Annotated in this window: 18 protein-coding genes; 6 read left to right on the top strand and 12 right to left on the bottom strand. The window is 73.5% G+C overall.

Features of this window, described 5'->3' with window-relative positions:
* Window positions 1–39: 39 nt before the first annotated feature.
* The 5 genes from GIS00_RS13280 (at window position 40) to GIS00_RS13260 (ending at window position 5,815) form a co-directional block, all read left to right on the top strand.
* Complete coding sequence (locus tag GIS00_RS13280) at window positions 40–1,053, top strand: LacI family DNA-binding transcriptional regulator (RefSeq protein ID WP_154768909.1); 1,014 nt, start codon at window positions 40–42, stop codon at window positions 1,051–1,053.
* Between the two features lie 91 nt (window positions 1,054–1,144).
* Entirely contained in the window at window positions 1,145–1,390 is a 246-nt protein-coding gene (locus GIS00_RS13275) for a hypothetical protein (protein ID WP_154768908.1), read from the top strand.
* A 78-nt stretch (window positions 1,391–1,468) separates the two neighbouring features.
* On the top strand, window positions 1,469–2,815 hold the full coding sequence (locus GIS00_RS13270) for an RAD23 family protein (RefSeq protein ID WP_154768907.1): 1,347 nt from the start codon (window positions 1,469–1,471) through the stop codon (window positions 2,813–2,815).
* Between the two features lie 34 nt (window positions 2,816–2,849).
* Window positions 2,850–4,346, top strand: coding sequence for a fused MFS/spermidine synthase (locus GIS00_RS13265; RefSeq protein ID WP_154768906.1), 1,497 nt, complete (start codon window positions 2,850–2,852; stop codon window positions 4,344–4,346).
* A 71-nt stretch (window positions 4,347–4,417) separates the two neighbouring features.
* On the top strand, window positions 4,418–5,815 hold the full coding sequence (locus GIS00_RS13260) for a GDSL-type esterase/lipase family protein (protein ID WP_154768905.1): 1,398 nt from the start codon (window positions 4,418–4,420) through the stop codon (window positions 5,813–5,815).
* 28 nt (window positions 5,816–5,843) lie between these two features.
* Here the strand turns inward: GIS00_RS13260 and GIS00_RS13255 are convergent, their stop codons facing one another.
* Window positions 5,844–6,428, bottom strand: a complete 585-nt coding sequence (locus tag GIS00_RS13255) for a TetR/AcrR family transcriptional regulator (RefSeq protein WP_322097926.1) — start codon at window positions 6,426–6,428, stop codon at window positions 5,844–5,846.
* 66 nt (window positions 6,429–6,494) lie between these two features.
* On the opposite strand from GIS00_RS13255, the gene GIS00_RS13250 reads away from it, so the two are divergent.
* The gene (locus GIS00_RS13250) at window positions 6,495–7,385 is read left to right on the top strand and encodes an SDR family oxidoreductase (RefSeq protein ID WP_154768903.1); all 891 of its coding nucleotides are present in this window, start codon (window positions 6,495–6,497) and stop codon (window positions 7,383–7,385) included.
* Here GIS00_RS13250 and GIS00_RS13245 read toward each other — a convergent pair.
* The 11 genes from GIS00_RS13245 to GIS00_RS13200 all read right to left on the bottom strand — a co-directional run bounded on the left by GIS00_RS13245 (window position 7,349) and on the right by GIS00_RS13200 (window position 20,749).
* A complete protein-coding gene (locus GIS00_RS13245) occupies window positions 7,349–8,089 on the bottom strand; it encodes a glycosyltransferase (RefSeq protein WP_154768902.1) in 741 nt (246 codons plus the stop codon). The genes GIS00_RS13250 and GIS00_RS13245 overlap by 37 nt on opposite strands.
* The gene (locus GIS00_RS13240; protein WP_322097925.1) at window positions 8,086–9,468 is read right to left on the bottom strand and encodes a bifunctional PIG-L family deacetylase/class I SAM-dependent methyltransferase; all 1,383 of its coding nucleotides are present in this window, start codon (window positions 9,466–9,468) and stop codon (window positions 8,086–8,088) included. Before GIS00_RS13240 ends, GIS00_RS13245 begins: the two co-directional genes overlap by 4 nt.
* Window positions 9,465–10,568 (bottom strand): acyl-CoA dehydrogenase family protein, encoded by a 1,104-nt coding sequence (locus GIS00_RS27620; RefSeq protein WP_230313536.1) that lies wholly within the window; start codon window positions 10,566–10,568, stop codon window positions 9,465–9,467. The genes GIS00_RS13240 and GIS00_RS27620 overlap by 4 nt, the downstream gene beginning before the upstream one ends.
* Before the next feature lie 93 nt (window positions 10,569–10,661).
* Entirely contained in the window at window positions 10,662–12,320 is a 1,659-nt protein-coding gene (locus GIS00_RS13235; RefSeq protein ID WP_322097924.1) for a sugar phosphate isomerase/epimerase and 4-hydroxyphenylpyruvate domain-containing protein, read from the bottom strand.
* A gap of 28 nt (window positions 12,321–12,348) precedes the next feature.
* The gene (locus tag GIS00_RS13230) at window positions 12,349–13,404 is read right to left on the bottom strand and encodes a FecCD family ABC transporter permease (protein ID WP_230313535.1); all 1,056 of its coding nucleotides are present in this window, start codon (window positions 13,402–13,404) and stop codon (window positions 12,349–12,351) included.
* Window positions 13,401–14,426, bottom strand: a complete 1,026-nt coding sequence (locus GIS00_RS13225; RefSeq protein WP_322097923.1) for a FecCD family ABC transporter permease — start codon at window positions 14,424–14,426, stop codon at window positions 13,401–13,403. The genes GIS00_RS13230 and GIS00_RS13225 overlap by 4 nt, the downstream gene beginning before the upstream one ends.
* The gene (locus GIS00_RS13220; RefSeq protein WP_154768901.1) at window positions 14,423–15,484 is read right to left on the bottom strand and encodes an ABC transporter substrate-binding protein; all 1,062 of its coding nucleotides are present in this window, start codon (window positions 15,482–15,484) and stop codon (window positions 14,423–14,425) included. The genes GIS00_RS13225 and GIS00_RS13220 overlap by 4 nt, the downstream gene beginning before the upstream one ends.
* Complete coding sequence (locus GIS00_RS13215) at window positions 15,481–16,758, bottom strand: enterochelin esterase domain-containing protein (RefSeq protein WP_154768900.1); 1,278 nt, start codon at window positions 16,756–16,758, stop codon at window positions 15,481–15,483. Before GIS00_RS13215 ends, GIS00_RS13220 begins: the two co-directional genes overlap by 4 nt.
* Entirely contained in the window at window positions 16,755–18,341 is a 1,587-nt protein-coding gene (locus GIS00_RS13210; RefSeq protein ID WP_154768899.1) for a hypothetical protein, read from the bottom strand. The genes GIS00_RS13215 and GIS00_RS13210 overlap by 4 nt, the downstream gene beginning before the upstream one ends.
* Window positions 18,342–18,594: 253 nt before the next feature.
* Window positions 18,595–19,281 (bottom strand): FadR/GntR family transcriptional regulator, encoded by a 687-nt coding sequence (locus GIS00_RS13205; protein WP_154768898.1) that lies wholly within the window; start codon window positions 19,279–19,281, stop codon window positions 18,595–18,597.
* Window positions 19,282–19,492: 211 nt separating this feature from the next.
* Window positions 19,493–20,749 (bottom strand): WxL protein peptidoglycan domain-containing protein, encoded by a 1,257-nt coding sequence (locus GIS00_RS13200; RefSeq protein ID WP_154768897.1) that lies wholly within the window; start codon window positions 20,747–20,749, stop codon window positions 19,493–19,495.
* Window positions 20,750–20,811 lie beyond the last annotated feature (62 nt).

Raw genomic sequence — 20,811 nt, 5'->3', positions numbered from 1 at the left:
TGTCGTTCGGGGAGTCGTCGCTCCGGGGAGAATGGGGCGATGATCGCACCGTCGGGACGCGCCACGGTCCACGACGTCGCGCGGCTGTCCGGGGTGTCGATCAAGACGGTGTCGCGGGTGGTGAACGGGGCGGCCGAGGTCACACCGGCGACCCGGGAGAAGGTGCTGGCCGCGGTCGCACAGCTGGGGTACGTCCGCAACCCGGTGGCGCACTCGCTGCGCACCGGGGTGAGTGGAACGGTCGGGGTGATCGTCGATTCCATCTCCGACAGCTTCTTCGCGGCTCTGGCGTCCGGGATCGAGGACCGTTTGCTGGCGGCCGGTTTCAGTGTGCTGATCGGTTCGACCGGCCGCGATCCGGTCCGCGAGCGGGGTCAGGTCGACCGGATGTTGCAGCAGAAGGTGGCCGGCCTGCTGCTGGTGCCGAACGCGTCCGACCACAGCTACCTGCCTGCCGCGGCCGGCGACCTGCCGGTGGTGCTGATCGACCGCAGCGCCGACGTCGCGGACTTCGACCAGGTCGGCGTCCGGGACCGGGACGGCGGTCACGCGGCGACCACCCACCTGCTGCGGCACGGCCACCGGCGGATCGCGTTCCTGGGCGGGACCACCCGGCTGGAGACGGTGGCGAACCGACTCGTCGGGTACCGGGAGGCGTTGGCGGAGGCCGGGATCGAGCCGGACCCGCGGTGGATCCGCACCGACTGCGACGAGGCGCCGGATGCTCGGATCGCCGTCCCGCAGCTGCTGGCGCTGCCCGATCCGCCCACCGCGATCTTCTCCTCCAACCAGCACGCCAGCACCGGCGCCGTGTCCGTCCTGCACCGCACCGGGCGGACCGACGTCGCGCTGGTCAGTTTCGGCGACTTCGACCTGGCAGCAACGATCTCGCCGGCGGTGTCGGTCATCCACCAGAACCCGCGGGCTCTCGCGGAGACCGCGGTGGACCGGCTGCTGCAGCGCATCTCGGGTGCCGGTGGTCCGGCGGAGCGGATCGTGCTCCCGGTGCCGCTGATCGAGCGCGGCTCCGGGGAACTGCGGCCGGCCGGCTGATCCCGGTCGGACGATTGCGGCCCCGGAGGATTGACCGGGGCCCTCGGCGGAGACCGGTGGGTACCGCACCATCGACGAGGAGACGGCAAGCATGAGCATCCACGCCCTGACCAACTTGGCATCGGGTCATTCCTTCGAACTCACCGTGCCGGTGGGCGAGGACGTCACCGCCCTGGCCAAGGAGTACCTGCTCGGGCAGCAGCTGCCCGAGGACCAGCAGGCCGGCTTCTACGTCTCCGTCTTCCCCGTCGGCGAGGAGCCGGCGCCGCTGGTCGCCGAGCCGCCGACCAACCTGGACAGCTCGCCCAACGGCACCCCCTACGACCCGGAGTCCTGACCCGGTCGGCCCTTGCGGCCGACCCTTCGTGTCCGTTCTGCTCCTGGTGACCGAGTTCCCGGCCGTCGAGGAGTACGAGTGACGCCTTCGCCCCTACGGTTCCGCGCCACAGCTCTGGTGCTGACCGGAATGATCGTGCTGGGCACCGGTGTCACCGGCACCGCTGTCGCCGCCGGTCCACCGGTCGCGCTCGTGGAGAACGGCGGCGACGCGCAGTCGGTGCAGACCGGGCACGCCTTTCCGGACAACCTGATCACGCGCGTGCTGGACGCCGACGACGAAGGTGTCGCCGGTGTCCAGGTCACCTTCGCGATCCAGCCGATCTCGCCCGGGTACACCGGCACCGCCGGCTTCACCGGCGGGTTCCAGAGCGTCGTGGTGACCAGCGACGCGGAGGGTTATGCCTACACGTCCGCCCCGGACTCGGTACTGACCGCCGGGGCGATCGGTGATCTCGTCATCACCGCCACCACGCCAGGGGTGGCGGAACCGGTGACCTTCACCCAGACCTCGGCCGCGCCGTTGCCGCTCGTGGACTTCGTGGACGGCGATGCGCAGACCGCGGGTACCAGGCTCCCGTTCGACGAGCCGGTGACAGCGATCGTCAACGACGAGTACGGCGAACCGCTCGTCGGGTGGCCGGTCACCTTCGAGCTGCAGACCGGCGGCTTCTACACCGCCACCGCCACCTTCCCCGGCGGACAGAGCTCGGTCACCCTGCTGACCGGCGCCGACGGCCGGGTGACGAGTCCGGGGATGACCGCCGGCCCGACGGTCGGGCAGGTGCAGATCCTGGCCTACGGTGCCGCCGATTCCTTCGCGGCCGGAGTGCTCACCGTGGTCGACGCGCCGCCTGCGTACCTGCTGCAGGTGAGTGGCGGCGGGCAGTCGGCCACCGTCGGCGAGTCGTTCGCGGACCCGTTCGTGGTGAGCGTGCTGGATGCCAACGGCTATCCCGCCGCCGGCGGCGTACAGGTGTTGTTCTCCCTCGACGGATTCACCACCTTTGCCGACGGGACGAGCGATGCCACCGTGCAGGTCGACGACGCGGGCCACGCGACCTCGCCCGTGGTGGTGGCGGGAGTGGCCCCCGGCACCGCCACCGTTGACGTGATGGTCATCGACTCCGCGCTGGAGCCCACCCGGTTCGTCGCCACCGTCGTCGCCGCGCCGGCGACCACCACCTCCGCGGTCGGCGGCAGTGACCCGACCACCGCTCCGTCGTCGGCCGCGCCCCCGCACTCGTCCACGACGGTTCCGGCCGGCACGACCACAGCTGTGCTGCCCTCCTCGAGCAGCGGGCCGACCGGACCGGAGCTCGCGGCCACCGGCGTCCCGGTCGGTCCGGCGGTGTCGGTGTCGCTGCTGCTGATGGTCGTCGGACTGGCGCTGTGCGCGTTCGTGTCACGCATGCGTCGTAGCTGACCGGACCCCGACGGCCGCCCGGGATACTGGGGTCATGCGACCTTTCACGGCCGGCCTGCTGGTCTTCTTCACCTCCGCGGCCGTGCTGGTCATGGAGATCCTGGCGGCCCGGCTGCTGGCGCCCTACGTCGGCGACACCCTGGCCACCTACACCGGCATCATCGGGATGATCCTGGCGGCGATCGCCGCGGGCACCTGGCTCGGCGGCCGGATGGCGGACCGGGTGGACCCGAGCCGGGTACTCGGTCCGGTGCTGCTGGTCGGCGGTGCGCTCTCGCTGCTGATCGTGCCGATCGTCCGGCTGGTCGGTCAGCTGCCGCTCGGCACCGGCCCGGTCGCCGTGCTGATCCTGGTCGGGCTGGCGTTCTTCCTGCCGGCCGCGGTGCTGTCCGCCGTGCCGCCCACCGTCGTCAAGCTGCAGCTGGCGGATCTGGCGACCACCGGGTCGACGGTGGGCCGGATCTCGGCGCTGGGCACCGCCGGCGCCATCGTCGGCACCTTCCTCACCGGCTTCCTGCTGGTCGCCACCTGGCCCACCACGCCGATCATGATCGGGGTCGCCGTGGCCCTGCTGCTGTCCGGCCTGGCGGTGGAGATGGCGCAGCGCCGGGCCCGGAAAGCGCCGTTCCCGGCGGCGTTGTCGGCCGTGGTGATCGGGGTGACCGCGGTCGGCGCCGCCGGCAGCAGCGCGATCGGGGGAGCGCTCAACCCGTGCCAGGAGGAGTCGGCGTACTTCTGTGCCCGGGTCATCCCCAACCTGGCCGGCTGCCCGGACGGGCTGACCCTCTACCTGGACACCCTCCGGCACAGCTGCGTGCACCCGGAAGACCCGTCGCGCCTGGACTTCTCGTACACCCAGCTGTTCGCCGACGTCATCACCGCGACCGCGCCGGACGGTGCGCCGCTGGACGCCGTGCATGTCGGTGGCGGCGGGTTCAGCGTGCCGCGCTACCTGGAGGTCACCCACCCCGGCTCCACCTCCCGGGTCCTCGAACTCGACCCGGCGCTGGTCGAGATCGCCGAGCGGCAACTGGGTCTCACCCTCTCCGACGACCTGACCGTGACCACCGGCGACGCCCGGATCGGCATCCGCGGCATCGGTGACGACACCGCCGACATCGTGCTGGGCGACGCGTTCGGCGGGCTGTCGGTGCCCTGGCACCTGAGCACCGTCGAGTGGACGCGGGAGATCGACCGGGTGCTGCGGCCGGACGGCGTCTTCGTCCTCAACGTCATCGACTACCCGCCGTTCGGCTTCGCCCGGGCGGAAGCGGCGACGCTGCAGCAGGTCTTCGAGCACGTCGCGCTGCTCGCCCCGCCGGGCCGCGCCCAGGGCGAGTCCGGCGGCAACATGGTGCTCGTCGCCTCCCACGCACCCATCGACGCCGAGGGCATCCTGGCCGCCAACCGGGACCGGGACGACACCGACGTGCTCACCACCGGAACGGATCTCGAGACCTTCATCGACGGCGCCGGTCCACTCACCGACGACTACGCCCCGGTCGACCAGCTCATCGCGCAGGGCCGCTGACGGTGCGGTTGCCGGGGGGACGTTCGGTGGGGGGATCGAAAGGGGTCGGATCGCGGCGACGGCGGCGATCGGTGCTGGCCGCACTGGCGCTGGTGGTCGTCGCGGTGCTGCTGCTCGCTCTCCTGCTGCCGACGACCGGCATCACCGGCCGGCCGACGGTGGCCGGCGGCGGTGGGTCCGACGGATCGACCCCGGTGTCGACCTCGGTACCGACGACCACCCCCGAGCCACCACCGGTGCCGACCAGGCTGACCGTCACCGGTGGCACCGCCATCGCGCACCTGGACGATCCGGTCGAGCTCATCGCCCGGGTGTGGGCGGACGACGGGCGCGCGGTGCCGAATGCCCGCGTGGCGCTGCGGATCGCCGGCACCAACCCGGGCGCGGTGGTGCACTGCGTCCCGGCGACCTGTTTGACCGGTGCCGACGGGGTGGTGGCGGTGCGGTACACCGGAACCGCGATCGGCGTCGACGCGATGACGGTCACCGTTGCGGGCACGGCACTCTCGTTCGCCCAGGACGTGCAGTGGCGGGAGTCGGTGCGCGGTGCGGCCGTCGCGGCGCTCGGTGACTCCTACTCGGCCGGCGAGGGGGCCGGCGACTACGAGGCCGGGACCGACGGGGAGGGCGGTCGCTGCCACCGCTCCGCGCACGCCTACGGACCGCTGCTGGTGCCCTCGGGTCTCGCCTTCCGGGCCTGCTCCGGTGCCGTCACCGGTGATCTGCTGGGGGCCGGGAACGCGCCCGCACAACTGTGTTCCGCCGACTGCCCGGACGACGTGCCGGCCGCCGTCGGGCCGGACACCGGTGCGGTGATGCTGACCGTCGGCGGCAACGACGCCGGGTTCACCCAGGTCCTGACCTCGTGCATCTGGATCTCCGAATTCAACCTGAACTACGGCCGACCCGGCCGCGGCTGCCGGAACCAGCAGGACCTGGCGAGTGCCGTCGACGCTCGGCTGGCCGCCCTCGGCGGCGGACCGTCGGCCAACGGCGCGGGTGGTCGGCCGATCGTCTCGTTCGACGAGATCCTCGACCGGATCCACACTCTCGCCCCCGACGCGCAGGTGTACCTGGTCGGCTATCCGCGGCTGTTCGAGCCCGGGAGCGGCGACTGCGGGCTCGGCCGGATCACCGTCACCTACTCCGGTCGCAGTATCGCCGTGGCCACCAAGATCACCCCGGACGATGCCCGCTGGCTGGACGGCAAGGCCGACGAACTCAACGCGCTGCAGCGGACAGCGGCCGAGAAAGCCGGGAGCTGGGTCCATGTCGTCGACACCGCCGCCGCCTTCGCCGGGCACGGGCTGTGCTCCGGCGATCCCTGGATCAACGGCACCATCGGCAGTCTCACCATCAAGGGCACCGACAACATCGACGTGGCCGTCGATCCCGCCTCCTTCCACCCGACCCTCACCGGCCAGCAGGGCATCGCCGACGCCGTCCGCGCTGCGGGCTTCACCCGCTGACCTGAACCATCGCCTGCGCGCAGGGGTGTCAGCGGTCGATCGTGTCGACCAGCAGGTCGACGAGGTCTTCGCCGGAGACGCCCCACTTCGGGGTGCCCAGGTGCCCGCTGATCTCCATGCCGGTGATCCCGTGCACGCCGGTGAGCAGCAGCGCGCCGTAGCGGCGGCTGTCCGCGGGTCCGACCATGTCCGATCCCAGCACGTCACCGACGATCTCCAGGAACGCGTCCTGGGAACGACCGGCCGCCCGCACCACGGCCTCCGGGTCGCCGGCCGGGATGACGAACATCCGCGCGTACAGGTGCGGGCGGTGCCGGCCCAGGTCGACCATGGCCAGCAAGGCCTGCCGCAGCCGCTCGCGGGGGCTGAGATCCGCTGATCCACGCAGGTTCTCCAGCGACACGGCCACCACGGTCCAGGCCTCGACGGCGACCGCGGTGAGCAGGTCCTCCTTGTCGCGGAAGTGACCGTACGGCGCGCCGCGGCTGACCCCGGCCCGGGCGCCGACCGCGCGCAGGGTGACGGCGTCGGGCCCGCCCTCGTCGAGCAGCGCACCGGCCGCCTCGAGCAGCGCATCGCGGGTCGCCGCGGCCGAGTCCGCTCTGCTGATCACGGTCTCGATCCTAGGGGCCGGGCTCCCTTCACTTGACACTGTCACACGAAGCGCTACCTTGTTCATATGACAGTGTCACATCAAATCGCCGAGCTGATCGTCATCAGCGGCGCCTCCACCGGCATGGGCGCGGCCACCGCCCGCGAGCTCGCCCGGCGGGGCTACCACGTGCTCGCCGGGGTCCGGCGGGAGAGCGACGGCGAGCGGCTCGCCGGCCCCGGCCTGGAGCCGGTGCTGCTCGACATCACCGACCCGGACCAGGTGGCCGCCATCGCGCAGCGGGTGGCCACCGACCCGCAGCGCCGTCCGCTGCGGGCGCTGATCAACAACGCCGGTCTCGCGGTGAACGCGCCGGTGGAGGCACTGCCGTTGGACGACTGGCGCCGGGTGTTCGAGGTGAACCTGTTCGGCCACATCGCGATGACCCAGGCGCTGCTGCCGGCACTGCACGAGAGTCGGGGGCGGGTGGTGAACATCAGCTCCGTCGGCGGCCGGGTATCCCTCGCCGCGTACGGCGCCTACGCCGGTTCCAAGTTCGCGATGGAGGCGGTCAGCGACGCGCTCCGCCGGGAGCTCGGCCCGCGTGGAGTGCAGGTGGTGGTGGTCGAGCCGGGCGGCGTGAAGACCGAGATGAGCAACCGCGGCGTGGCCAACGCCGCGGCGATCCGGGACGCGATGACCGAGGAGCACCGGCGGCGCTACGGCGACCTGATGGTCGCGGTGATGCGGCACGCGGAGGCGTTCACCGAGGCCGGCCGGCCGGCGGAGAAGGCGGCCGAGGTCATCGCGAAGGCGGCGACCGCGCGTTGCCCACGCACCCGCTACACGATCGGCCGGGACGCGGCGATCTTCACCCGGCTGTCCCGGGTCGTTCCGGACCGGCTGCTCGACCGGATGACCGCCCGGCAGTTACGGGCGCACTACCCCGCGGCGACCGGCGGCAACGCCGCCAGGTAGCCGGCGAAACCCGCCGGTGTCCGGCCGGTCTCCCGGGCGCTGGTGAGCACCGGCGCGGCGCCCGTCGCGCGGACCCGGCCGCCCGCCGCCCGCACCCGTCGCACCAGGTCGATGTCCTCGTGCGCGGCGAGATCGGCGAAACCTCCTGCCTGCAGGTACATCTCCGCGGCGATTCCCAGATTGGCGCCGTGTACGTGCGGATGTCCGTCGGTCAGCGTGTGCCGGTCGGTCCACTGCTGCAGGCGGGCCCCGCCGAGGATCGGCCGGACGGTGCCGAGCAGCAGGTCGACCCCGCCGGTCGCCGCCAGGTGCTGCTCGACCAGCCAGTCCGGATGCACGCAGCTGTCGGCGTCCGTGCAGGCCAGCCACAGGCTCCGCGGGTCACCGGCCATCCGGAGGGCCCGGTCGGCGGCGGCCATCCGGGCGCCGCCCACCCGCCCGGCGTCGCACGTCACCGGCTCGACCTCGGGGTGCCCGGCCACCCGGTCCTCGGTGCCGTCGGTGCACGAGTCCAGCGCGACGACGACCCGGACGCCGACCGCCGGTACGACCGCGGCCAGTCGCCGGCGGGCCGTGCGTACCGACAGGAGGCAGCGGTCGATCAGCTGCTCCTCGTTGTTGGCCGGGATGAGCACGGCGATCGTGCTGCAGGACAACACATCCGGCGGATCTGCCGGCACCGGGGCGGCCAGCAGGTCGGTCACGAAAGGCCCTCCTCGGCCGCCACCGATCGCACGTTCCTACCGACGAGCACCTCCAACCGGAAGTCCTCCTCGACGTGCTCGACCAGCACCCTCAACCCTGTCTCGGCGCGCAGGATGCGGTGCACCTCGTCCCCGCCGAGTGGGTACTCCGCCACCGGGTGCCGCCAGTGGCAGGCGACCAGCACACCGTCCTGGGTCAGCGATCGTGCGGCGGACCCGGCCAGCGAGGCCAGGTCGGAACGGGAACAATAGTAACCGATCTCGGACAGCACGATCAGATCGAACCGGCCGTCGGGCCACTCCTGCGGGACCCGGAGCTGCTCCAACCGGACGGTCCGGGAGTGCCCGAGTCGCTCCCGGGCGGCGACCAGCGGGGTCTCCGAGATGTCGGTGGCGAGCACCGCGTCGCACCGCTCCGCGAGGTCGGCGGTGAGCACGCCCAGTGCGCAGCCCGGCTCGAAGGCCGAGCGGAACCGCCGGCGGGGCAGCGACGCCATCGTGACGGCACGCTTGCGCTCCTCGTACCAGCGGGTGCGGAAGCCCCACGGATCCTCGCCCGCACGGTAGAAGTCGTCGAACCACGGTGCGTCGAGCGAGGTCTCGTCGTCGGGAGCACCTTCGTCAGGGACGGCGAAGACCTCGTGGTCGCGGCGGAAGTGCGCGAGGAACCCCGGTCGGAGCATCACCTCGTCGCCCTCGGCGGTGGACAACGGCCGCACCTGGGATCCGTGACAGGCCAGTGCGCTGCGCTTGCGGCGCAGCTGATCCGGTTCGAGATCGACCCGGCCCCAGCGGGTACCGCGGAACGCCGGATCGTCCGGTCCGGACCAGTGCCACATCCAGATCGGGTACTCCCACAGCACCGCCCCGCACCGCGCAGCGACCTCGGCGGCGGCGGCGCCGACGGCGGCGTGGTCCGGATGACCGTCCGACCGCCACGGGGCGACGACCAGGTCCCCGGATCGCACGACGTCGGCCACCGCATCCCGGAGGCGATCCGCCTCCCGGGACAGCCCGCCGTCCGGGAGACACAGCAGCTGCACGGCCGCGGTCGGGGCCACCCGGCCGACCGCCTCGAACACCTCCCGACGGCGGAGCAGGGTCAGGTCCTCCGGGGTGTGGGTCGGCGAGTCCGGGTGCGACCGCTCGCCGGCCGTGGCGACGACGACCACCACTGGCAGCCCGGCGTCGGTGGCCCGCGCCATCAGGCCCGCGGCGCCCAGCGACTCGTCGTCGGGATGCGCGGCCAGCACGACCACCCGACGGAACCCGGAGGGATCGAGGGGGGTGGCGGCGGCCGGTAGCACCGTCGACCAGGTGCTCTCGGACGTCCCGGGGTCGTGGTGGTCGAACACCGGGGCCGGACGGACGGGCGTCACCACGGCAGACCGCCGTCCCGCAGGTCGCCGCCGAGCGCGGCGAGGTCCTTCTCCGCGTGGTGCTGGCGGACGTACAACGTCAGGTCCGCGACCCGGCGGGCGTGGTCCTCGTCGCGGGCGAGCGGTGCCGGGCCGAGCGCGTGCCCGATCCGGTGCACCACCTCCTCGGCGGCGTCGGCGACGACGGCCCGGACGCGGGCGGTCAGCACCCCGCGCTCCGCTGTGGTGAGCACGCCACTGTCCACCCGCGCCGCGGCGTCGAGCAGGGTCAGCCGGCTCCGGGTCAGCGCCAGGTCGACGGCACCCAGGTGCATGTCCGCGATCGGATCGCCGCCACGCGCGGCGACCTGGGCGAACAGCGTGCGGCCGAGGGCGACCGCGCCGCCGAACCAGCACGCCGCGACACCGATCCCGCCCCAGGCGAAACCGGGCCGTTGCAGGTACCAGCCGGGACCGCCGACCGGCACGGCGGGGGCGTGGTCGAGCACGATCGGTCCGGACGGGACGTCGGCCAGCCCCCGGGACACCCAGTCCCCCTCGCCGGCCCGGATCCGTGACGACCGCAACCGCACCGCGTACAGCCCCCGACCGTCCGGACCGTGCGCGGTGACCAGTGCATGGCTGAGCCGGTCGGCGAGCGAGCACCACGGCTTCGTCCCTGTCAGCACGTCCCCGTCGGCCGTCCCGCTCACCCGGAGCGGGTCGGTGCCGCCCTCGGCGGCGAACACGCCCCAGGTGCTGCCCGGGCCGGCGCCGACACGGGACAGCGGACTGCTGTCGGCACCGTCAGCACAGACCTTGGCCTCGTCGAGGATCGCCAGCGCATCGAGGTGCGCCTCCACCACCCGGCCCGCTGTCAGGTCCGCCGCGGACACCGAGGCCAGGATCTCCCACCTCATCCGGGTGGCGCCCCCACCGGGGGTCGGGACAGGGTGGCCGCCGGCGCCGAGCTCACGGGCCAGCTCCAGCGCGAGGTCCGAGCGCCCGGAGACCTCGTCGGCCATGCCCAGCGCATCCTGCAGCCGAGCCCGGTCGGCAGCCGCGCCTGGCGTGTCGACCGGGGTGGGATGGGACAGCAGGACAGGTGCGGTGCCGGGCATGTGTCGCTCTCGGGGAGGATCGAAGCGGCCGGCTGCTCGACCTGCCGCCCCCGTACCCCACCCGGGCACCCGGCGAAACCGACGCGGATGTCCTCAGGCCGTCGCGCGGCGGAGGTCGGCCCGCTGCCTGCGGTGCAGCGCGGCGATCCGCACCGGCGCGGACAGCTCGCCGTAACCGTCCTCCGCGCCGACCCGCTGGACCAGCTCGAAGCCCACCGCACCGAAGGCGATGGTCCCGAACCGGAGCAGGGCGCCGCCGTCGGACAGGTCGTAGAGCACGTCGAACTCGCGCAGCACCGAGATCAGCGCCGGCGGCAGTTCCGTCCGGCAGGCCAGGTCCTCGTAGTAGTTCGCGGGCACCGGCAGCACAGGTACGCCCGCGGCCCGGGCCGCGCGGGCGGCCCCGAGCACGTCGGTGCAGCCGAAGGCGACGGTCTGCTGCGGTGTGGCGACCGCGGCCGGACCGGTGACCAGCAGCGAGCTCAGCAGCACCCGGGCGCCGCGGTCGTGGGTGGCCAGCGGTTGCCGGCGCAGCAGGCCGGCCGGGGTACCGATCTCCTCCGCCCGCTGTGGCACGAAACCCGCTGTCCGGTGGGCCAACTCGCACTCGGCGAGGCGACCGGTGGGTACCTGCAGGGCGACGTGGTCGATCGACCACCGTCCGGACGGTGCGGCGGGTGCGGTCAGCGGTTCGACGACCAGTTCGGTGCCGTCCGGCCCGGGCGTCCGGCTGCGGATCCCCGCGCTGTCGTGCAGCACGGTCCGCGCGATCCGGGCCGGGCCCTCGCCAGGTTCCAGGACGACCACGGCATCACCGTGCCGGCGGGAACGACCGCCGGCGTCGACGAACCCGAGCCCGGCCAGGGTGTGGTCGACATCGGCCAGTGCGCCCGGGGCACCGGTGAGCTGGACGCGGCTCCACCGGGTCTCGCCGCGCCCCTGGAGCCCGCCGGCCCGCAGCAGGTCGAGCGATCGCCGGCCGGCCGATGCGGTGGCCCGCGGATCGCCGGCCCGGAAGTCGTCGTTGAAGACCTCCAGTGACAACGGTCCGCGGAAGCCGCTGCGGCGCACCGCATCGACGAACCGAGGTACGTCCAGCGCACCCTGACCGGGGAACACCCGGTGATGCCGGGACAACTGCAGCACGTGCATCGGCAACCTCGGTGCATCCGCGAGCTGCACCGAGAACAGCTTCGCCGCCGGCACTCCGGCGATGCCGTCCGGATTCCCGTCGACGGCGAGCACGTGGTAGCTGTCCACGCACAGCCCGACCGCCGGGTGGTCGGACCGGCGGACGGCCTCCCAGGACGCCTCCCAGGTGTTCACGTGGCGTCCCCAGGCCAGCGCCTCGTAGGCGATCCGCAGACCGCAGCCCGCGGCCCGGCTGCCCAGCACCGCCAGCTGCTCGGCCAGCAGGCCGGTGTCGGCGACCGCGTCCTCGGCGACAGAGCTGACCACCAGCAGCATGTCGATGCCCAGCCGCTCCATCAGGGCGAACTTCCCGTCCGCCCGGCGCAGGTTGCGGGCGAACCGCTCCGGCGAGGTCGAGTCGAGATCCCGGAAGGGCTGGAGCATCTCGATCCGCAGTCCGAGCGCCGCACACCGGCGCCGGACCTCCTCCGGTGTCAGGTCCGAGGTGGTCAGGTCGTGCTCGAAGAGTTCGATGGCCTCGAACCCGGCGGCCGCGGCGGCGTCGAGCCGCTCGCCGAGATCACCCGACAGGCAGACGGTGGCGATGCTGTTGCCGATCACGGACGACCTCCGGGTGTACGGGATGGGTTCACGGCCGCCGCCCGCGCCAGGTGACGACCAGCAGCCAGACCAGGAAGGCGCCACCCAGCGCGCCGGTCACCGAACCGACCGCGAGCTGGGTGGGGGCGAAGAGGCGCTGCGCCAGCACATCGCAGACCAGCACCAGCAACCCGCCGACCGCGGCCGCGGCGCCCACGCCGGGCCCGGACGCACCGGTCAGCCGGCGGGCGACCTGCGGTGCGCCGAGCGCGACGAAGGCGATCGGGCCGACCGCCGCGGTGGCCACCGCCACCAGCAGCACCCCGACCACGATCAGCAGCAACCGGGAACGGCCGACGGCCACCCCCAGCGCGCCGGCCAGTTCGTCGCCCAGCGCCAGCACGTCGAGCGACCGCCGGGAGGCGATCGCCCAGGGCAGCAGCACGGCCAGCACCGGGATCAGCACCACCAGGCCCGGCCAGCGGATGTCGTTGAACGAGCCGGCCAGCCATTGCGCCGCGGACTGCGCCTGCGCCAGGTCGGCGCGGACCACCAGCAGCGCGTTGACCGACTGCAGCACCGCCGCGATACCCACACCGACCAGCACCAGCCGGAACCCGGAGACACCGCGCCGGGCAGCGAGCAGGTAGATCAACACCGCCGAGGCGACGCCGCCGAGCACGGCCGCCCCGGCCACGGCGGTGGGACTGCCGGTGCCCAAGAGGATCTCGACCAGTGCACCGGTCGCCGCACCGGTGGTGAAGCCGATCAGGTCCGGGCTGCCCAGGGGGTTGCGGGACAGCGACTGGAAGATCGCGCCACTGGCGCCGAGCGCTGCCCCGACCAGTACGGCACCGATCACCCGGGGCAGCCGGATCTCCCGGACGAAGTAGCGGGCGAGCCGGTCCTCGTGGGCGCCGATGAGCGCCTGCCAGACCCCGGGCACGTCCACCGGGTAGTCGCCGAGGGTCAGGGTCAGGATGCCGGCGACCGCGGTGACCATCAGCACCGCGGCGATCACCCGGCGCGGACGCGGGTCGGCCCGACGCCGGAGGGGCGAATCCGTGCGGGAGGCCGTCAGGCTCATCGGTCGGCTCAGGCTCATCGGTCGGTGACCCGTCGGCTACGGGCGACCAGCACGAACACCGGCCCGCCGAGCAGCGCGGTGACGATGCCGACCTGCACCTCGCCCTCGCCGCCGGCCACCACCCGGCCGATCACGTCGGCGAGCAGCAGCAGCGCGCCGCCCAGCACCACCGCGACCGGCAGCATCCGGCGCAGGTCCGGTCCGGTGAGCGCGCGGGCGAGGTGCGGGACCGCAAGGCCCAGGAAGGCGATCGGGCCGACCGCTGCGGTGGCGGCGCCGCAGCACAGGGCCACCGCCACCATCACGGTGATCCGGGTGCGGCCGAGCCGGACGCCGAGTGCGCGCCCGGTGTCGTCGCCGAGGGCCAGTGCGTTCATCGAGCGGGCGCTGCCGAAGGCCATGGCCATCCCGATCACCAGGAAGCCGAGCACCGTCCAGAGCACCGGGAAGCCGCGGCCCTCCGCGGAACCCGCTGCCCAGAAGCGGAACTCGTTGAAGGCGTCGGCGTCGGCCAGTACCAGCGTCTGCACCAGTGAGCCGAGTGCGGCGCTGACGGCGACGCCGGCCAGCGCCAGCCGGACCGGCCCGCCGATGTCGGACGGTCGACCGGCGCCGCCCAGCACGGTGACCGCGACCGCCGCAGCAGCAGCGCCGGCGAACGCGAACCAGAGGTAGGTCATCAGGTCGGTCCGCCCGGTCACCACCACGGCGAGCACGACGGCCAGCGCCGCCCCCTGGTTGATGCCGAAGATGCCCGGGTCGGCGAGCGGGTTACGGGTCAGGGACTGCATCATCGCGCCGGCGACTGCCAGTGCAGCGCCGACGACGAGCAGCAGCAGGGTGCGCGGTACCCGTCCCTGCCAGAAGATCTCGGAGTCGAAGGAGCCGTCGGGGTGCAGCAGCAGCGACCACACCTCGGCCGGCGACAGCGGATTCGAGCCGATGGTGAGACCGGCCAGCAGCGACAACAGCAGCACGGCCGTTGCCGCCGCCCAGGCCGGCAGCACCGGCCGGGTGGTGATGGTCAGTGGGCCGGTCACGTGCCGAGCAGGGCGGCGGAGACGTCGTCCAGGATCCGGGACATCAGCAATGGGCCGCCGGTGGAGGTCCAGACCGATCCGTCGACCGGCACCACCTGCCCGGCCCGGTAGGCCTGCAGGGTGGTGAAACCCGGTGTCCGGGCGGCCTCCTCGAGCACGGCCTGGGCCGCCGCGCTGTCGGCGCCGCCGCCGGCCTGCGGGTTGCCGACGGAGGAGCCGCCCAGGGTGCCGAAGAAGATCCAATCGGCGTCGATCTCGGCCAGGTTCTCCAGGGCGACCGGCTCGGAGTGCCCACGGCCGTTGCGGTCCTGGTTCCCCGGGCGCTGCAGCCCGAGGTCGGTGAGCGCCCGCCCGGCCGGCAGCTCCTTGAGGATGAGCGACGCGGAGTTGCCCTGCCACCGGACGATCGAGAACGTCTGCTCCGCATGGCTGCTCAGTCCGCCGGCGAGCTCGTCCGCCCGGGAGTGGTAGTCCGCCAGCACCCGGTCGCCGTCGGACTCCTTGCCCAGTGCCTGCGCGACCAGGGAGAAGTTCGCCTCCCAGTCGCCACCCGCCAGACCGGTCTGCACGGTCGGTGCGATCTCCTGCAGCGTCTCGATCAGCGGCGGGTTGTTGTTGATCGACGTGCCGTCGACCAGGATCAGATCCGGCGTGGCCGCCGCAATCGCCTCCACGTTCGGCTGCGCCACGGTGCCGAGCAGCGGGATCTGCTGCGCGGACGCCGGCAGGTAGTCGGCGACGGTGGACCGGCCGCGTCCGGCGGTGGTGCCGGCCGGGGTGATGCCCAGGGCCAGCACGCCGTCCAGCGTCGGCTCGGACAGCGTGACCACCCGCTGCGGATCGGCCGGCACGGTGATCTGCTCGCCGAGGGCGTCGGTGACCGTCCGGGTGCCGTCCGCCGCCGGGGCTTCCGCTGTCCCGGAGCCCGTCGCCTGGGCGGTCGCGTTCAGGGCGGAGGTGTTGAGCACCGAGGACTCGCCCGTGGGGCTGCTGCCGCAGCCGGTCAGCACCGCCGCGCCGAGCACGGCCGCGCACCAGAGGCGCCACCGGGCGGTCATGCCGCGGCTCGCTCGGCGTCATGCAGGCGGACCAGGGCGTCGGCGAGACCGCCGCGCCAGCAGGCGTGGTCGTGCCCGCCGTCGAACTCGGTGAGTGTGACGTCGTGCCCGGCCGACCGCAGCACGTCGGTGAACTCGTGGTGCGGGGGCAGCAGCACCCACTCCTGCAGTCCCACCTGGAGATCCAGCCGCGGCCCGGGTGCGCAGTCCAGCGCCCAGCGGTGGGCCGGCGGGACCGGATCACCCGCCGGGTTCCACCAGAGCGAGGAGGACAGGCCGGCCGCACCGGTCACCCGGTCCGGCCGCAACAAGGCAGCCGCGACCGCGGTCAGTCCGCCGAGAGAGGCTCCGGCCACGGTGATCCCGAGGTGCCCGTCGCCGCCGGTGGCCCAGGGGACGAGGTGGTCCACGATCGCGTCGACCACCGGCCGCTGATCGGTCAGCTCCGTCCAGCGGCGGTCGCGGGACCCGCTGTCCGGCAGCACGGTGACCATGGGCGGGATCATCCCGTCGGCCATCAGGTTCGCCAGCGACGGCAGGAACGGCACGTGCTGTGCCCAGACGTCGCCGTCCAGCAGCACCAGCACCGGAAGCGGTGCGCCGTCCGGGATCCCGGCGGGCCGGTGCACCCACACGCGGCGACCGGGATAGCCCGGCAGATCGGGGGAGGTGCGCAGGTCCAACCGTCCGGCCGGTACCGCCGGTCGGAGGTGGCGCCACGGCTCGGGCGGGGCCTCCGGCAGGGAGACCACGGAGCGCAGGCCACCGCCGCGGGCCCACACCGTGTCGCTGCCGAACGGGTCCGTGCGTCCGGCGTCCAGGGCCGACCGCAGCCGGACCTGATCGCCCTCGGCCAGCAGACTCCGCTCGGCGTCGAGCGGGAGGAACGCATAACCCGCCCGCCACCGGGACGACACCTCGTAGGTGAGGTGCCAGATGTCGGTGCCGGCGATCCGGGACATCAGACTGCGGGCCAGATCCCGCTCGTCGGTGAGCCGGTTGACGAAGAGGAGCACGTCCGGCAAGGGGACGCCACACGTCATCGGGTCGCGCCAGAGGAACGTGACCAGGTACCGGCCGGGAGTGGCTGTCGGGGTGATCATCGGCGCTCCGGACCGGCCCACGCCGGACCAGAACTCGGCGACGATCCGCGCCTGCTCGGCGGGCGCGGCGGCCAGCAGCCGGCCGGCCAGCCGGCGCAGGGCCGGGTCCGAGGTGCGCGGCGCCGGGGTCGGCCGAGGGACCTTCGGCGGGCGGAGCGCCGCCGCCGTCACGACGTGGCCCGGCGCCGGGACGGTCCGGCGATGCCGGCCCCGGCCAGCAGCAGCCCGGCGCCGATGGCGAGCGCGGTCCCGGAATCGACACCGGTCGAGGCCAGAGCACCGCCGCCGCTCGAGGTCCCGGATCCGGCACCGCCGCCACCGCTGCCTGCGCTGTCGCCGCCGGCAGCCGTCCCGGTGCCGTCGGAGTCGGTGGTGGTGGTCGACGCGGTACCGGAGCCGGTGTCGGAACCGGACGAGGTGGTGGCGCCGGTGCCGGCCACGGACCCGGAGGTGCCGGTGGTGGTGCCCGCGGTGCTGCCACCGCTGGTGGTGGAGCCGGTGGTGGTCGCGCCCGAGGTGGTCGTGGGTGCGGCGGTGGTGGTGCCGGCGCTCGTCGTGGGCGCCGTCGTGGTGGTGCCGGCGCTGGTGGTGGGAGCAGCGGCGGCAGTCACCGTGAAGGTGTCGCTCTTGTGCGTGTAGCCCAGGGTGCCCGCGTCCACGACCTTGGAGGCGAGGAAGCGCAGCCAGTGGTCGCCCTCGGCCAGATCGGCCGGGACGGTGATGGTCCCGGACACCGATCCGGAATCCGGGATCGGGAAGGTGGCGACGATGTCGGCGCCGGCGACCACACCGGAGCCGGTGTACTGGCCGTCATCGATCTTCACGTAGACCGTCTCGCCGGCGGGGTAGCCGCTGAGGGTGAACGACAGCTGCTCGCCGATCGCCGCCGACCCGTCTACGGTCGACGACGTGCCCGGGGTGTCCGACGCCGCGCCGCCCGGCGGCAGCGCGAGCGCCGCTCCCTGGGGTGCGGCCGCGACGGCGATCCGCGCCTGGTTCCCCGCGGACTCGAGAGTTTGGGTGCTCTCGGTGCTCTCGGTGCTCTCCGTGTTCTCCGTAGCGCTGGTGGTGGTCGGAGCTGCCGTCGTGGCGACGGGCTCCGTGGCGACGGGCTCAGTGGCGATGGGCTCAGTGGTGTAAGGGGTCGAGGACGCCGAGGTCGGGGTGTCGCCGGCAGCGGCGGACTCCGCGGTGGCAGGTGCGCTCGACGATGCACTGCTCGACGATGCACTGCTCGACGAAGCGGCGGGCCCGGCGGTCGACGCTGTCCCGGTGCTGCTCGCGACATCGACTGCGGCGGCGAGGATCTCGATGCGGTGGGAGACGGCGGAACCCTCGATCTCGATCCAGTGCTTGCCAGCCAGGGTCGATGCGGGGATGGTGACCACGGTGTCCAGCACCCCGTCGTCACCGACGACCACGGTGCCCAGCAGCTCGCCGTCAAGCAGAACATCGAGATCATCACCCGGCGCCAGATCCGCTCCTACCAGCTGGATGTCGCTGCCGGCGATCGCGAGATCAGCGGCCGGCGCGAGCGGCTGGCCCGCAGTGACCGCGATCCGGGTGGCGGAGGCGGACCCGGAAGCCTCGCCCTCGGCGGCCGACACCCCGCCGGTCGCGGCCAGCATCAGGATCCCTGCGCCGAGCAGACCCACCGCCACGCCGACCGGCCGACGGCCCCGGCGGACCAGCCGGTTCACCGTCGAGGTCTGTGTCACGCGGGAGGGCGGCGGGTTCTGCGTCGGCTCACTCATAGTGATCTGAGGATAGCCTTACTATTGTCTGATGTAACCCTCCGAGGTGGTGGCACCGGCCACAGCGATATGGCGGCCTGGCGGCCGCGGGTCGCCGGTCCCCGGAGGGATCCCGCGTCCTGCGCTTCTCACCTGCGCTCGTACCTCGCTGCGGTTGCGATGCTCGACCGCACGATCCCGGGACCGGCAACCAACATGGCGAGCTGGCGCTCGCCGGTCGCCCGTCCTGTAGGGGATCGCAGGTGCTGCACTCTCAGGCGTCGGTGCGGGGCGCCGGCACCGGGCTGTGCACCGTCTCGAACTCGGCGTCGGTGTGCGCGGCCGCGATGGTCCGGGCCCGGTCGGTGTCCTGGTCCCGGATGGCGTCGAGCAGCTGCCGGTGTTCGCCCAGCGCCGTCACCGTGCGACCCGGTGCCAACCGGACCCGACCGTCGTTCACCGCATGCTGCAGGGCGCCGAGCAGCCCGGCGTACACGTCCAGCAGCAGCGGGTTGTGCGCGGCGGCGACGAGATCGCGGTGGAATTTGCCGGGTACCCGATCGGGGCGGTCGCCGACCGGGGTGCCGACCAATGACTCGGCCCGGGCGAGGTCGGACTCCAGGTCGGTCAGCTGCTGTGCGGTGCGCCGGACGGCGGCCAGCCCGGCCGCCTCCACCTCGACCGCCCGGCGCAGTTCCAGGATCGCCTCGGCGCTGTGCGCCTGCAGGTACTCGGACAGCACGGTGTTCACCGGGCTGGTGGCGCGGACGAAAGTGCCACGACCACGGGCGGTCTCGAGCATGCCCATCTGCACCAGCGAGCGGACGGCCTCGCGCACCGTGGACCGCCCGACCCCGAGCTGATCGGCCAACTCGCTCTCGGTGGGGATCTGCGAGTGCAGCGGCCAGCTGCCCCCGGTGATCCGGCCCATCAACCAGTCCGCGGCCTGTTCGGTGCGCATCCGGCGGCCCCGGACCCGCTCGCCCTCGGGGGTCGCCGCCGGGCTGGTCGCGGGGGAGTTCGCGGAGCGCTCTGCACTGACGACGATGACGTCCTCCGATGGTGGTGACCTGCGCTGGTTGCGACAAGGTAGCGGGTGGAGCGGCACAGCGGGGTGAAGCCACCCGCACGCGAGCGGTCGGGGGTCGGAAAGAGGGACGTACGCCGTGCGGTCAGCGGTGCCGCGGCGCGGCGGCCACCCTGGGGGCGGTGGTCGTCGGCTCGGTTGCGGCCCGGCCGGCGTCCGCGGAGGTCCCGTCGGTCTTCGCCGTCCCGGCTGCCTTCCCAGTGGCCTTCCCGGTCGCCTCCTCGACGGCTTCCTCGACCGCCGCGGTCAGCTTGCGCTGCCACCGCCCGCGACGGAGGAACAGGTTGACCACCAGCAGGGCGAGCACGGCGACGACCAGCACCCAAAGCCAGGGCAGCGCGGCGGAGCGGGCGGTGCTCTCCGCGACGGCGGCGGGCACGACGGCATCGGCCGCGACCGCGGTCGGGGTGAGGACCACCTTCGCGGAGATCATGAACAGCGGCGGCACCCCGTCGACGGTGATGTCCACCGGCACCCGCCCGCCCGGAAGGATCTCGGTGATCGCGGTCAGCGGCACGGTGCGGTTCCAGATGCCGAGCGGCCCGGACAGCTCGACCTGCCCGATCCCGCCCAACCGGACGTTGCCGGTGTTCACCGCGTCGAAGGTGACCCCGAGGCTGCCGCCGCCGAGCAGCGTCCAGGACCCGGAGAAGTCGGTGGTCAGACCCTGCACCTCCAGGGCCGGCGCGATGGCGCCGCTCACCCGCAGATGCATCCGCACGCCGACCCGGCGCTCGACGGACACCGCGGCGCCGGCAGCGTCCTGGCCGGGGGTGCGGACCACGGCGACGATGCCCGCCGGGTGGTCGCCGGGGGTGGCGTCCGCGGGCACCTGGACCCGGAACGGCACCACGGCGGTGCCCTGGGCCGGCACGGTCACGGAGGTCTGCTCGAGCTTGATCCAGCGGCCGGAGTCCACCGGCTCGACGCCGGCCTGGGCCAGGTCGAACTGACCGGCCTCGGTGGTGATGCCGTCGCCGGCGTAGAGCGCGAAGGTGACCTCGCGGTCGGCGAAGTTGCGGACGACGACGCTGTCGGCCGCGTTGCCGCCGGCGTCGAGTTCGTAGCGGAAGGAGACCCGGTCGTCGGCGACGCCGTCGGTGGCGGGGGAGAGGGACCAGGTGACCCGGTCGGCCTCGGTGTCGGTCGTCGCGGCGCTCGCGGGAGCAGGAGCGCTCGCGGAAGCGGGTGCGCTCGCGGAGGCGCTGCCGGAGGGTTCCTCGACGGCGAACGCCGCCGGCGGCACGAGCAGCCCGGCGACCGTGGCCAGGGCGAGGGCCGGGAGCAGCAGCCCCCTGGTGCGGCGGCGCCGGGTGCGGGACGGACGGGACACGATGCGCATGGGACCTTCTCAGCAGATGCGGGCCGGAACGCCCTGGGGCGGCCCGGGTCCCGAAGGACCCG

Origin of the sequence: Nakamurella alba (assembly GCF_009707545.1) — a bacterium.
GTDB classification, from domain to species: Bacteria; Actinomycetota; Actinomycetes; order Mycobacteriales; family Nakamurellaceae; genus Nakamurella; species Nakamurella alba.
The sequence above is the reverse complement of the archived record's forward strand: the minus strand, read 5'-3'. Positions and strand labels throughout refer to the sequence as shown.

Excerpts from the sequence above, each read along its gene's own strand:
- GIS00_RS13280 (WP_154768909.1), top strand. The coding sequence starts at position 40 with ATGATCGCACCGTCGGGACGCGCCACGGTCCACGACGTCGCGCGGCTG.
- GIS00_RS13275 (WP_154768908.1), top strand. The coding sequence starts at position 1,145 with ATGAGCATCCACGCCCTGACCAACTTGGCATCGGGTCATTCCTTCGAA.
- GIS00_RS13265 (WP_154768906.1), top strand. The coding sequence starts at position 2,850 with ATGCGACCTTTCACGGCCGGCCTGCTGGTCTTCTTCACCTCCGCGGCC.
- GIS00_RS13250 (WP_154768903.1), top strand. The coding sequence starts at position 6,495 with ATGACAGTGTCACATCAAATCGCCGAGCTGATCGTCATCAGCGGCGCC.
- GIS00_RS27620 (WP_230313536.1), bottom strand. The coding sequence starts at position 10,568 with ATGCCCGGCACCGCACCTGTCCTGCTGTCCCATCCCACCCCGGTCGAC.
- GIS00_RS13230 (WP_230313535.1), bottom strand. The coding sequence starts at position 13,404 with ATGAGCCTGAGCCGACCGATGAGCCTGACGGCCTCCCGCACGGATTCG.
- GIS00_RS13220 (WP_154768901.1), bottom strand. The coding sequence starts at position 15,484 with ATGACCGCCCGGTGGCGCCTCTGGTGCGCGGCCGTGCTCGGCGCGGCG.
- GIS00_RS13210 (WP_154768899.1), bottom strand. The coding sequence starts at position 18,341 with ATGAGTGAGCCGACGCAGAACCCGCCGCCCTCCCGCGTGACACAGACC.
- GIS00_RS13205 (WP_154768898.1), bottom strand. The coding sequence starts at position 19,281 with ATGCGCACCGAACAGGCCGCGGACTGGTTGATGGGCCGGATCACCGGG.
- GIS00_RS13200 (WP_154768897.1), bottom strand. The coding sequence starts at position 20,749 with ATGCGCATCGTGTCCCGTCCGTCCCGCACCCGGCGCCGCCGCACCAGG.